The sequence below is a fragment of the Enhygromyxa salina genome (assembly GCF_000737335.2).
Classification (GTDB): Bacteria; Myxococcota_A; Polyangia; order Nannocystales; family Nannocystaceae; genus Plesiocystis; species Plesiocystis salina_C.
Window position 1 is genome coordinate 84,161 of sequence record NZ_JMCC02000002.1, and the last position, 14,430, is coordinate 98,590.

At 69.8% G+C, this 14,430-nt stretch carries 1 protein-coding gene; it reads right to left on the reverse strand.

The window, feature by feature from the left end; genetic code table 11:
• Window positions 1–12 precede the first annotated feature (12 nt).
• Window positions 13–14,427 (reverse strand): SDR family NAD(P)-dependent oxidoreductase, encoded by a 14,415-nt coding sequence (locus DB30_RS01225; RefSeq protein WP_052546092.1) that lies wholly within the window; start codon window positions 14,425–14,427, stop codon window positions 13–15.
• Between the last annotated feature and the right edge of the window lie 3 nt (window positions 14,428–14,430).

Consider the following 14,430-nt stretch of genomic DNA (forward strand, 5'->3'; position numbering starts at 1 on the left):
CGCCCCCGGGCTTTACGATGACTTCAACCATGATCGCAGCTTTTCGTTGATTGCTTCGAAGCAGAACAAGCTCAGGAAATGGAGACCGCCCGGAACCTCGTGGTACTCGGATCCCTGGATCTCGCGGCTGAGTCGGCGGGCGAATTTTGCAGGCATTAATTCGTCGTTCTCGCCGCTGATGAGACAGGTCGGCTGGGTAATTGAGCGTGCGGCGTCCGAGTGGCGAAAGCGTGCGATCATTCGGAAGTAGCGATTGATCACCCGCCGGTCCACGCTGCCGACCACGAACTTCTCGAGCTGCCCCCGCGCCTCGAGGGCGCGAACCTGGGGGTGCTGCCGGATGAACTCCGGCAGCTTGTCAAAGCCGGCATGAAACTCCGCAGCGCACAGCCGCGAGAACACCTCGGGCGAGACCTGGTACTCGTCGGAGGACCACGAGATGGTCGTGGTGCTGATCAGCACCAAGCGCTCGACGAGCGCGGCGTGCCGAGTGGCGAGGATCTGGGCGATGAAGCCGCCGAGCGACCAGCCAACCCACTGGGCGCGGCTGCGGGTGACGATGCCGTCGCGCTGCAGCTGCGCAAAGCTGCGCGCGACGGCGTCCGCCACGTCGTCGAGGCTCTCGACGCGATCGTCCCAGTCGCTGCCGTCGATCCCCGGGTAGTGGGGGACGATCAGCTGGTAGTCGTCGCTGAGGTGCAGGAGCTGTTGAATCCAGATGATCGCGGTGGAGTTGAAGGGGGGCAGCAAGACGACCGGCGGACCGTCTCCGCAGACCACAGCCTCGAGGGTCCGCCCGTCGCCGACGTCGACCGCGTGCACGGACATCGCGGCCGCGCTCGAGCTCGACGACGCATGGGCGCGCAGGTATTCGCGGATCGGAGTCCGCTCTTGGCCGAACTCGAGCGCGGCGATGGCCCCGGACTCACGCAGCTCGACCGGCTCGGGGTCGTTGGGCGCGGCCGCACCCTCGAGGTGTGCGCGCAGCTGGGCGACCGAGGGGTACTCGAACAAGGCGTAGGCTTCGAGCTGGGGGAAGCTGGGCGCCAGGGCCGTGTGGATCTGCGTGCTGAGGATCGAGTCGATGCCGAGCTCCGCGAAGTCCATGTCCTGGTTGAACGAGGGCGGGAGCACGCCAAGGACCTGCCGCAGCGCGGCCTCGATGCGCCGGCCGGTGTCGAGCTCGGCCGCGGGACTGCGCGAGCTTGGTGCACGCTCGACGGCTCCCCGGTCGTCCCCTGCCAGCGACAGGGCCGTCACGCGGGTCGGCCTCGCGCGTGCGCTGGGCAGGTAGAGCCGGACGAAGCTCCCGGCGATGGCGGCCCACTCGACGCGCGCACCGGCGACCCAGCGCTCGGCCAGCTCGCGGGGGGAGCCGGCGTCCACCGTCGCGCCCGCGGGTCGGGCGTTGGCGTCGCCGCGGAGCAAGTAGCTGGGCGCGGCCCCGCCGAGGCGCCCGGCGAGGAACTCGGCGCTGTCCCGGAGGCGGCGGATCAGCTCGGGTATCGACTCGCCACAGAGCACAGCCAACCGGTGAACCCGATGGGCACGGCCTGTCTGCAGCGTCCCGGCGACATCGCGCACGGACAGCCGCGCGTTGAAGCGAGACCAGCTCGGGCTGGTCAGGAAGGTGCGCATGCCCTCGACAACGCGACGCAGCTCGTCCTCGGTGTCGGCGCTGAGGACCACGGCGTACTCGCGCGCCGGGTCGATCGGCGGGTGCTCGCGCGGGGGCGCCTGCTCGACGACGAGATGAACGTTGGTCCCGCCAGCTCCGAACGAGCTGATCCCCGCGCGCCGCAATTCCACGCCTTCGGGCGTCGTCCAGTCGCGTCGCCGCGTCTCGACGTGAAACCGACCGCTGGCGAGGTCGAGGATCGGGTTGGGCCCCTCGCCGTGAGTCAGGTTGGGGAACAGCGAGCGATGGCCGAGCTGGAGGACCATCTTCGCGACCTGCGAGATCCCGGCGGCCGCCTCGAGATGGCCGATGTTGGACTTGATCGAGCTCAGGGCGCAGCTTGGCGAATCTGTGGGGCCTGGACCGAAGGCGTCACGCAGGGCCGCGACCTCAATTGGATCGCCGAGCGAGGTCCCGGTCCCGTGGCATTCGACGCAAGTCACGGTTTGCGCGTCGACGCCTGCGTCGCGCAGGGCCGCGACGATCGTGTCACGTTGAGCGTTCGGGTTGGGGACGGTGAAGCCGTGGGTGCGCCCGTCGTTTCCCGCCGCGCCGCCGCGGATCACCGCCAGCACCGGGAGCCCATCGCGGAGCGCCTCGCTGAGCGGAGCCAGCAGCACCAGGCCGACGCCCTCACCGGGCACGTAGCCGTCGCCACCTTCGGCGAAGGCCCGACAGCGACCGTCAGTTGCCAGGAAATTGCGGTCGTTGAGAAACGCGTACTTGCTCGGGTGGAGGTTGAGGTTGGCGCCGCCGGCCAAGGCCATGCGGCAGTCCCCGCGGCGCAGCGCCTGGTAGGCCGCGTAGATCGCATACAGCGATGACGAGCAGGCCGCGTCCATGACCACGCTTGGGCCCCTTAGGTTGTAGAAGTGGGACAGGCGGTTGGCGTAGCTGAAGGTCTGCGTCGAGCAGGGCAGCTTGGCGCCAGTCTTGCGGTTGAGATCGGCGATCACGAGCGGGTAGTCGTGGAACGAAGCGCCCACGTAGACGCCGATCTCCGCACCGCCGTCCGGGCCGGTGTTCTCGGTCCACTTCAGCGGATCGAGGGCCGCAGACTCGAAGCAGCTCCAGGCCTCCTCGAGCAGCAGGCGCTCCTCGGGATGGATCAGGGCGGCGTCGCGAAATGAGAGCTGAAAGCGCTCGTAGTCGAAGGTGTCGATGCGATCGAGGAATCCGCCCCAGCGGGCCTCGGACCGGCCGTGCTTCGAGTCGTGACGGTGCGCGGCGGGATCCCAGCGATCGCCGGGGATCGTCGAGATACAGTCGACGCCGTCGGCCAGGCGATCGAACAGCTCGACGAGATCCCTCGCCATCGGGAACCGGCCTGATAGACCGACAATGGCGATCGAGTCCTCGCCGGCCGCTGCAAGCCCCGAGTCCGAGACCGCCGAATCGCGGAGGCGCCCGGCTCGCGCCTGCGACTTGGCCTCGACCGTGAACCGGGTCGTTGCGAACGGGTAGCCGGGCAGCGAGAGCAGGCGCGCGTGCGGGTGTGAAGGCTCGCGTGGCCACTCGATGCCGCGTCCACTCGCCGCGGTCGCCCCGTCTGCGAAGTGCTCGAGCTCGCGGCGTAGCTCGGGCAGGTCGCGGGCGTGGAAGACGACGCGTTGGGCCAGCGGCTCGCGCCGGGCGAGGGTGTGGGCGAGATCGTGAGTCGACAGCGATGGGTGCTCGCTCAGGTGCTCGGCGAGCGCGCCCGCGCGTTGGCGCAGGACCTCGAGGGTCTTGGCTGCGAGCGGGAACGCGAGCGGGCGCGAGGCAGGATCCGCCGGCGCGCGCGGACCCACGTCGACGTACTCCTCGAGGACCACATGAGCGAACGCGCCGGTGAAACCGAACGAGCTGACGCCAGCGCGGCGGAGGCCGTGCTCGGACAGCCATGGCTCTCGCGCCGTGTTGATCCGCAGCGTGCCATCGGACAGATCAATACGTGGATTGAGGGTCTGGAAGCCCGGCATCACCGGGAGCTCGCGCGCGCGCATCTGCAGCAAGACCTTGACCACGCCGACGAGACCCGCCGCCCCTTCGGTGTGACCAAGGCTGGCTTTGGCGGAGCCAAGGGTGCAGCGCTGGGCGGGCGCGCCGGCTTGGGCGAAGGCTTTTTGTAGGGCGCGGACCTCGATCGGATCGCCCAACGCGGTTCCGGTGCCGTGCGCTTCGATGTAGGAGAGCGTGGCCGGATCGATGTTCGCGTCGCGCCAGGCGGCGAGCAGCACATTGACCTCACCGTCGACGCTGGGGGCGGTCAGCGTGGCCGTGCGTCCGCTGTGACGCACCGCGGTGGCCTTGATCACCCCGTGGATGCGATCGCCGTCTGCGATCGCTTGGCTGAGCGGCTTGAGCAGGACGGACACGACCGCCTCGCCAGGCACGTAGCCGTCCGCGGCGGCGTCGAAGCTGTGGCAGCGACCGGTGCGAGACAGGGCGCCGAGGCTCGAGAAGTACCGGTGCCGCGTCGGCGACAAGATCAGGTTGACGCCGGCGACCAGGGCCATGCCGCAGTCGGCGGCGCGCAGGGCTTTGCAGGCGGCGTCGAGGGCGAACAGCGCCGATGAGCAGGCCGTGTCGAAGGGCAGGCTGGGACCGCGCAGATCGAAGCAGAACGACACGCGGTTGGCCAGGGAAGTCGCCGCGATGCCGGTGAGGTAGTGGGGATCGATCTCGACATCGGCCGCCTGCAGGCGTTCGCGGTAGTCGTGGAAGCAAGCGCCCACGAACACGCCGGTGTCGGTTCCGTGCAGGCCCCCGGCCACGCCGGCGTCCTCGGCCGTGTGGTAGGCGCTCTGCAAGACCAAGCGCAGCTGCGGATCCATCCACGTTGCTTCACGCGGACCGACCTCGAAGAAGCCCGCGTCGAAGCCCTCGGCGTCGGTGATGAAGCTGCCCCACGGGCAGTAGATCGCGTCGGCGCCCGGCTCCGCGTCCGGATTGTAGTAGGGCCGAACGTCGAAGCGCTCGACCGGGATCTCGCGGATGTGCTCGCGCCCGCTCACGAGGTTCGCCCACAGCTCGTCGACGTCCTTGGCGTCGGCGAAGCGTCCGCTCATGCCGATGACGGCGATATCTGCGGGCGAAACCTCGGCTTGGGTCGTCGACTCGAGCGGCTCGCTCGTGGCTGACGTCACGGGCGGAGCCGGCTCGGCGCGCGGCGTGACGGCGTCCAAGGCTGGCAGCGCGGCGTCGGCGAAGTGTGCGGCGAAGTGCTGGCCGTACGCGTCGATGAGGTGAGCCTCGAGGGACGCGAGCGTTGGATACTCGAAGAACAGCGTGGGCATCAGCTCGAGCCCGAACCGAGCGCCAAGCAGCTTGGCGAGGCGGACGAGGGCGACCGAGTCGAGGCCGAGCTCGCCGAACGACAGCCGGGCCTCGATCTCGCCTGCGGGGATCTGCGTGAGCTCCGACAGGACCTCGCGCAGCTCGGTGGCCAGCGCTTCGTCGACCTTCACGGCGCTCGCGGTCCGTGGGGGCAGCCCACGCGTCGGCTCGCGCTGGGACTCTTGTCCGGGGGCAGGAGCCGAGCCGCCGGTGTACGGCTGCGCGGCCGCAGCCGTCCGCAGCGTTCGCGTGCGCATGGCCTCGAGGTCGCCGTAGCCGACGAGCAGCTCGGGGCCGTCGAACTCGAGCGCGCGGTCGAAGGCCTCGAGCCCCAGCTCGGCGGGGAGCGGACCAAACCCGGTCCGCGCCTCCAGGCTGGCGCTCGCAGCCTCGCTCATCGTCATTCCGCAGTCGCTCCACAGCGGCCAGTGGACACACACACAGCGTCCCGACCGGAGCCCAGCGAGCTCGAGCCGGTGGCGCTGGGCCGCGAAGCCGGCCATGAACGCGTTGGCTGCCGCGTAGTCGGTCTGGCCCGGGTTGCCGGCCACCGCCGCGAACGAGCCGAACAAGATCATGAACTCGAGCGCCTCGGCCTGCGTCGCCTGCTCGAGGTTCACGACGCCGCGCAGCTTCGGCGCGAGCACCTCCTGCGCTGCCTGGCGGTCGCGGGTCGCAAAGAACCCATCGCGCAGCACCCCGGCGGCGTGGACGATCCCGTCGAGACCTCCGAACCGCGCTCGGGCCCGAGCCACAGCCGCCTCGCAATCGACGAGCTCTCGCACGTCAGCGCGCAGATACTCGACCTCGGCGCCAAGCTTGCGAAGCTCGTGCAGGAACGCCCGATCCTCGGGTCGCGGCTCCGAGCGGCCCGACAGGAGCAGACGAACGCCCGGCTGGCGCGCGGCCGCGTGGCGAGCGAGGAGCCGACCGAGACCACCGAGGCCGCCGGTGATCCAGTAGCGCCCGCCCGCGCGCAGCACCGGGCTCGAGGGGCTCGCGGCGGGGCTGGGGACGCGTTCGTTCCAACCTCGCACGAGCCGTCCGGTCGCACCCTCGAGCCGAACCTCGAGCGCCTCGAGGTGGGTCAGCTCGGCCTCCACGCGCCCGACGAGCCCGGACTCGAGGGCCTCGGGCGCGAGGAGCACGACCTTGCCGCGGAGCGAGGGGTGCTCCAGGCTCACGCTGCGCAGCAACGCGGCGAGCGCTTCGGCGACGGGCGCGAGGCCGTCGGCGAGCGTCACGACCAGCCCGCGCCGCTCGGCAGCGGACGCTTCGAGCTCGCGTCGGAGCTGGTCCTCGACGGCAGCCAGCGCCACCCGGGTGAGGTCGTCGAACAGGTCGAGGCGATGCGTGTTCGTGCTCCGCTCTTGCTCCCAACTCGCAGGCAGGAGCTCCACGGCGCCGAGCTGTGTGCGTAGGTCCACGCGCGAGCCGAGCCCGCAGGTCAGCAACCTCGCCACGGAGCCTTCGTGGACGGCAGACCCATGCTGACGATCGATCCAAGTCGGCACCGCGTAGACGACCTGGCGCGGGTGATCGTCCGGCCGTGGGGGCGCCGCAGGCCGGGTGCTCGAGGCCGGCGCCCGGTCCGTGTCGAGGCTGACGCTGGCGTCGCGGGTGACGATCCCGAGCACGCGAGTGATGACCCGCCCCGCGTTGTCGGTGATGACGCCCGCAAGCCGACGCGAGCGAGCCGTCTGCTTCTCGGTCGTCACGTGAACCCAGCCATTGGCGACCGCCGGACCGAACAGCTCGACGCGAGCGATCTCGAACGGGATGAAGCTGCCTCCTTCGGGGCTGAGCATGCCCGCGAGCTGCAAGACGGCGTCGCGCTGGGTCCACGCGGCGCGCTCGAGGCTCATGCCGGCTGGCGTGGAGATCCGTGCGAGGGCGCTTCGGTCATCTCGCCAAACCTCCTGGATGTTGCGCAGACCTGGCCCAAGATCGACGCCGCGATCGCGCAGCGAAGCGTAGAACCGCTCACCGGAGAGGCTCTGTCCGTAGCGGGCTTCGAGCGCCGCAGTGTCGATGCCCGGGGCAGACTCGCCGGCATCCGCCGCGATCTGCCCAGCCGTGTAGACGATCCGATCCTCTCCGGTTCCCGAGCTCAGCTCGAAGTTCAGCTCCGCGCCCGCGCGCTCGAGTCCAACCTCGATCTCACAGGTCGGGCCCTCCGCCGTGATCGGGCGGATCAGCAGGACCCGACGGAAGCTGCCGACGCGAGCGCCCGCGAGCTCGACGGCGTGGCGCACCATCTCGAGCTGGACGACCGCGGGCAAGACCGCGCGCCCGCGGATGTGGTGGTCGGCGAAGATGAACTCGGCGCTCGACAGCTGGCTACGGAAGGCGCAGCGGTCGACGCTCGAGACGTTCTCATGGACCAGCGGATGCAAGGTGCGCGGCGAGCCAGGGATGTCGGCCGGCAGCGCGGGCAACCAGCAGCGCAGGCGCTCGAACGGGTAGGTCGGCAGGCTCACCGGCTGCGGCCGCTGGCCAGCGAACGAGCGCCAGTCGAGGTCGAGCCCCTCAACCCACGCGCGCGCGAGCTCGCGGACCTGTCCACGTTCGAGCCATCGCCCGGCCATCTGCTGCAGCAGGTCGGCGTCGAACATCGACGTCGTCCCCGTTGCGCCGACGAACACGTCGTCTTGGGCCTCGCCGGCGCCCAGGGCTCGCAGCGAGACAACCAGCGCGTCAAAGTCATCGACGACCACGGCCGCCCGCTGGGTCTGCGCGGTCCGACCGGTCTGCAGCGTGGAGGCGATCTGCGCGAGGCTGTAGCGCTTGTCGGCGGGCTGACCCGCGAGCGCATCGGCGAGGCGGTGAGCCTGGCGCTGCAACTGCTCGGGCCCACGCGCGGACAAGACGAAGACTCGAGCCAGCCCCGCGGGGAACTCCGCCGGCGTCGTCGCGGCGTTGTCCACCGCTTCGGGCTCCGAGACCACGGCGTGTGCGTTGCTGCCCCCGGCTCCGAACGAGCTCAGCAGCGCCACGCGGGGCAGCTCGTGAGCGCCCTCGGCCTCCTCTCGCGGCCGGACCCAGGCCTCGCGGCGTCGCTGCACGCGAAAGGGGGTGCGCTCGAGCTCGAGGTTCGGGTTGAGCCGTTCGGCGTGGAGCGAGGGAACAAGGACGCCGTGGCGCAGCTGCAAGACGAGCTTGGTCAGTCCGGCGATCCCCGCAGCGGCCTCGAGGTGACCGATGTTGGACTTGACCGATCCGATCGCGCAGGCCCGCTCGGTTGGAGCGTCTGTGGTGGCGCGCTCGAACGCCTTGGCCAGCCCGGTGATCTCGATGGGGTCGCCCAGCGAGGTTCCAGTCCCGTGCGCCTCGACATAGGAGACAGCCCCGGCGTCGAGCTGCGCGGCGGCGAGCGCCTCGGTGATCAGCTCGGCTTGCTGGTTGGGGTTGGGCACTGTGTAGCCGCTGGTGCGGCCGCCGTGATTGACGCTGGTCGAGCGGATGATCGCGTCGATCCGATCGCCGTCGGCTCGCGCGTCAGCGAGGCGCTTGAGCAACACGGCGCCGACGCCCTCGCCGGGCACATAGCCGTCGCCGCCCTCCCCGAAGCTCCGGCAGCGCCCGTCGCTAGACAAGAACCGGTTCTGAGACAGGAACAGGTACTTGCTGGAGGACAGCGAGAGGTTGACACCGCCGACGACGGCGCCGTCCACCTCGCCACGCAGGAGGCTCGAGACCGCGTAGTGGAGGGCCGTCAACGAGCCCGAGCAGGCCGTGTCAATGGCCAGGCTCGGGCCGGTCCAGTCGAAGAAGTAAGAGACGCGGTTTGGAATGTTGTAGAGCAGACCGCTCGGCGCGATCGCCTGGCCGTGCTCGCTCCGCTCGACCCCAAGGTTCACGTAGGGTTGCCACAGCGCGCCAACGAATACGCCGATCCGCCGGGAGCGTGCGGTCAAGCTGGCCGGTGTGTGGCCGGCGTCCTCGAGCGCCTCCCAGACGACCTCCAGGAACAGGCGCGCCTGCGGATCGATCAGGCCGGCATCTCGTGGCGTGATGTTGAAAAGGCGCGGATCAAACTCGTCGACCCCGCGGATGAAGCCACCCCAGCGGGCGTAGATCTGCTCGGCGTCCGGATCAGGGTTGAACAGGCGCTCGTACTCGAAGCGGTCGGGGGGAATCTGCGTGATGCAGTCACGCCCCGATTCGAGCGCGCGCCAGAACTCCTCGAGGTCGTCCGCGCCGGGATAGCGCCCCGCCAAGCCGATGATCGCCACGCCATCGTCAATGGGCTCGACGCTCGCACGCGTCCGACCCTCGGGGGCGCGGCGCGGTGCCGGGGGCTCGGCGGCCGCGACCGGGGGCGCCGCGTCGACGGCCGCGACCGGAGGCACCGGCGAGGGGATCGCGGGGGCTCCGAGCGCGGCGACCCGGGCTCCGTGGGCCTCGACGAAGTAGGCCGCGAGCTCCCGAACGTTGCGGTACTCGAAGAACAGCGTCTTCGACAGCCGACCAAAGCGCTGCTCGAGCCGACGGTTGAGGTCCACGATCATGATCGATGAGATCCCGTAGGCCTCGAACTCTCGCGTCGCTTCGACCTCCGCAGCGGCGAGGCCGACCGCCTCGGCCACGATCTCGCGGAGGATGGTCTCGGCCTGGGTTTGGCGCGCGCGCGGAGCCTGGCTCGCGGTCGTCGAGGCAGGTGCAGGCATGGCATCCGCAGCGTGATCGGCCTTGCGAATTCGACGCAGCGATATGCCCGTGGCCCGGGCGACGACGCGCCCGTCGAGTCGCGCGATCGCGGCCTCGAATTTACGCATGCCATCGCCGCCGGCTTGCGGTCGGCAGTGGACATAGCAAGCACTTGGCAAGGGCCCGTCGAACTCGATCACGTCAATGCCGACGGGGATGTATTGACTGCCATCCGATCCGTGGGGCTTGTTGAGCAGCAACGCCGCCTGCAGCACACCTGTGAGCATGGTCGGATGCAGCGTGTAGTCCGGCGCGGTGCTGGCGAGCGAGGGCGGGAGCTCGAGGCGGGCGAGGGCTTCGCCTGGGCCGAGGTGCAGCTCGACCAGCGGCATGATGCTGGGTCCGATGTGTAGGCCCTCGTCGATGATCTGGGGATAGACCTCGTCGGGCGCACGCCGGTCGCTACAGCGCTGGCGAATCGCCGCGAGGTCGAGGTCGCCCAGCCCGTCCTCGCTGAGCTCGCCGAACTCGCCGAGCTCGAGCTCGCCGACGGCGTGGATTGTCCGCTGGCCTGCGCGAGTCCGAGCGATCTCGTAGCCGAGCGCCGGCTCGCCCCCGACGAGCGAAATCTCGATCTCGATCGGCGCGTCGGCCGACGACAGCTTCTCGATCCACAGGTTGTTGATCGCGCGCCGGGGCAGGCGGCCGTGCTCGAGCGCTGCCGCCTGGACGGCCAGCTCGACGAAGCAGGCCCCCGGCAGATTGAACTGGCCATCGACGACGTGGTCGCGCATGAAGAACACCTCGTTGTGCAGGCGCTTGCGGAACCGCGCCGTGCCGTCGGCACCGGCATCGGCATCGGCATGGCGGCCGTCGATCAGCGCCGCCGCGCGGGGTTCAGAGATCGCAGGCTTCCGCTGCGCGAGGTAGGCGACGAGCGAGGGCACGGTCGCGTACTCGAAGAAGATCGAGGGCTTGATCTCGAGCCCGAGCTCGCTGCTGAGTCGGTCGGCGAAGCGGATCATGCCGAGCGAGTCGAGGCCGAGCTCACTCAGGGTTGGCGCCCCGCGTCCGTGTCCGCGAGCCGGCGCAGCTTCACGGTCGACGAGCGCGGCGAGCATCCGGTCGATCCGCCCAGACAGACTCGAGCTCGAGGTCGAGGTTTCGTCGACCTCGACGACGGCGCTCGCCGCCGCGATCCGCAGGTGCGCTTCGATCTTGTCGCGATCGCCTTCGATCGGCGCGTAGTGGGGCGATGAACCGGCGTCACACGTGAGCCTGGCGAACAGCTCGACGCCGACCGCCGTGGCCATTGGGTGCATGCCAAACTCGGTCCACAGGTGCTCGCGCTCCTCCGGCGCGACTGTGATCCCACCCTTGGCCCACAGCGGCCAGTTGATCGCCAGCGTGGCGCCGCGACGACGCCCGGCCTCGCGCAGGAGCTCGCGCTGCGCGGCGAAGTGGTCGAGGAAGGCGTTCGCCGCCGCGTAGTCACACTGGCCCTGGTTGGGCATCAGCGACGCGACTGACGAGAACAACACGAACAGCCCGAGCGGGTGGTCCGTGCTCGCGGCGTCGAGGTTCAAGGCGCCGGCGACCTTCGGTGCGAGGACCCGATCGAGCGACTCGGGGCGCTTGCGAAGCACGAACGCGTCCTCGATCAGCCCCGCGGCGTGAATGATGCCGTCGAGCTGGAGATCGCGGCGCCCGAGCTCGGCGAATACCGCCTCGACCTGCGCGCGCTCGCTGACGTCGGCCTGCATGTAGATCGCGTCGCCGCCCGCGGCCGAGAGGCTCTCGAGCCGCGCCCGGATGTCCGCGGTCATCGGCGAGCGTCCGAGCAGCACCAAGCTGGCGGCGTGGTCGCGGGCGAGGTGTTGGGCGACTGCCAGGCCCAGCGCCCCCATCCCCCCGCTAATCAGATAGCGACCGTGCTCACGAATCATTGATTGTGTCTCTGTGTAGGCGCGCGGCGTCGGCACCTCGACCATCTCTCGGACCAAGCGCCGGCCACCGCGGTGCTCGACCTCGGCCATCGCCGCCTCGGCGTAGTGGCCCAGCTCGGCGCGCAGGACCGCGTCCTCCGTGTCTAGGTCGCAGGCGATCGCGACGAGCTGGATCTGCGGGTTCTCGCGCGCGAGCGTGCGTGCGAAGCCGCCGACCATGGCGTGGACGCCGTCCGCCAGGCCGCGCGCATGATTGCGCAGATGCAGCACGCGTACGCTCGGCAGCTTCGCGCGAACCAGGGCGCGGCACAGGTACAGCAACGAGTGCAGATGATCCGCGCCGACGTTGTCCTCCCCGCGCGCGTCGAGCACGACCGTGTCGGGCAAGCGACGGACGCGGGCCAAGTCTTCGAACAGGGCGTCGACGTCACCCTCGCAGGTCAAGTCGAGCTCGAAGCGGTCGGCCTCCAGGCGCGTGGATCGGGCCGCGCTCTTGCGCAGCGGACAGGCCCGGGTCAGCCGCGCGGCAGCTCGCTCGAGTCCGCGCGCGAGCCCGTCGTCCGGCGAGATCAGCAGCAGCTCTTCGGGGGTCTCGCAGTGGATGCGCAGCGGTGCCGGTACGCGGCGCGAGGTGTAGCCGTAGATGGGTCGGGAGGGGTCGGGCTCGCGAGCGGGTCGCGTCGTCGCCAAGGCTCGTTTGACGAACCCGTTGAACGCCGCGATGACGTTCCCCGCTTCGGTGCACAGGCGCATGTTGAATCGCGGCTCGCCCTTGGCGCTCGGGTCTCGACGCACGTAGGCGTAGGCGACCCTTGGGAGCTCGCGGTGCACTTGCAGCGCGTCGAGGCTGTACGGGACGCGTTGCTCGCGGGGCTCGCCGCCATCGAGGAGCTCGAGCGCGACGACGCTCTGCATCACCCCATCGAGCAGCGACGGCTCCCAGCGCGCCGGGCCCCCAACCTCGACGCTTGGACCGCCAACGAGCTCGCACAGCAGCTCCCCTTCGGCGTGGACGCACGACGTGATCACCCGAAAGCGCGGGCCGTAGTCCAGGCCGTAGGCGGCGAACCGACGGTAGAGCTCGCGCGGGTCCTGACGTCGCTGGCAACGCTCGCGAACGCCGGCCAGGTCCAGGACCTCGGGGCTCCGCTCAACGCCAGCGCCCAAGGTGGGCGTGGCCGTCACGTGGGCCGTTGCTTCGTGGACCAGCGTCACGTCATCACCGGTCTGCGCCGGCTGCAGCTCGAGCTCGACGCGCGCGTCGGCGACCGGTCGAAGCGGACGCATCCAGTAGACGTGCGCGAGCCCGGTCACGGCCTCGCCGCGCTGCGCCTCCACGAGCGCTCGAATGGCCTCGAGCAACGCGACGCCCGGCAACATCGGGGAGCCGGCGACGACGTGGTCGCTCAACACCGGGTCCGACGGGCGAAGCACCAGCACATCCCGCGGCCCGGGCTCGCGCGGCGGCTCGAACCAACAGCGGCGGCGCTCGAACGCGTGGGCCGGCAGCGAGACGCGCCGCCCAGGTGCTGGCGCGGGCCCCTCTTCTACGATCACGTGGGCGTTGACCCCACCCATTCCGAACGCGCTGAGCCCCGCTCGCCTGGGGCCGGCCGACTCCCACGCGCGGGTCTCGTCGAGGATGAAGAACGGCCCGTCGTCGAGCTCGATGAAAGGGTTGAGCTCGCGAAAGTGAAGCAACCCGGGCAGGGTCCGGTGCTCGAGACACAAGAGCAGCTTGATCAGGCCCGCGATGCCGGCCGCGCTCTCGAGGTGCCCAATGTTTGTCTTCACCGTTCCGATCCCGCACCAGGGCCTTGCCTTGGTCTGTTCGGCGTCGGCGAAGGCCTTTCGAAGCGCACGGATCTCGACCGGATCCCCGAGCGGGGTACCGGTCCCGTGCGCCTCGATGAAGGTGATCGACGCGGGGTCGACGTCCGCGTCTGCGAGCGCCTGCCGGATCACCTCGGCCTGTGCATCGACGCTGGGCGTTGTCAGGGAATTGGCTCGACCGCCATGGTTGACCGCGGAGCCGCGGATCACTCCGATGATCCGGTCGCCGTCCTCGCGCGCGCGGGCGAGGGGCTTGAGGAACACGAAGCCAACACCCTCACCCCGAACGTAGCCGTCGGCGCCGCGATCGAAGCTCCGGCAGCGCCCGCGCGGTGAGAGCATGCCGGACTGCGCGTGAGAGATATACATCGTCGACGACAGCAACGCGTTCACGCCACCCACGAGGGCCGCCTCGCACTCGCCGAGCCGAATGTCGCGGATCGCGTGGTCGAGCGCCACGAGAGCACTCGAGCACGCTGTATCAATGACTTCGCTCTTGCCCCGCAGATCGAGCAGATACGAGATGCGATTGGCGATGATCGAGTGGACCGTTCCGGTCGAGATCGCCGCGGGGATAGGCGCTTTTCGCTCCCTCATTAATTCGGAATAGTCGTTCTTGGACACGCCGACGTAGACGCCGATCCTTTGGCCCGCCAGCTGAGCGGCTGGATAGCCGGCGTCCTCGATCGTGTGCCAGGCGCACTCTAGCGCCAGACGTTGCTGTGGGTCGATGAACGCTGCCTGCTTGGGTGCCATCCCGAAAAACAGCGGATCGAAGTGTTCGATCCCGTCGATGAACCCGCCCCAGCGGCTATTGGTCTTGCCCGGATCGCTGTCGGGGTCGCCGTAGACCTCCCGCCAGTCCCAGCGGCTCGCCGGGATCTCGCGGATGCAATCTCGTCCGCCGACGATCTGAGCCCAGAATTCCCTGGCGTGGGTCGAGCCTGGGAATCGACAGGCCAGACCAATAACCGCAATTGGCGCGATATCATAACGTTTCATGTC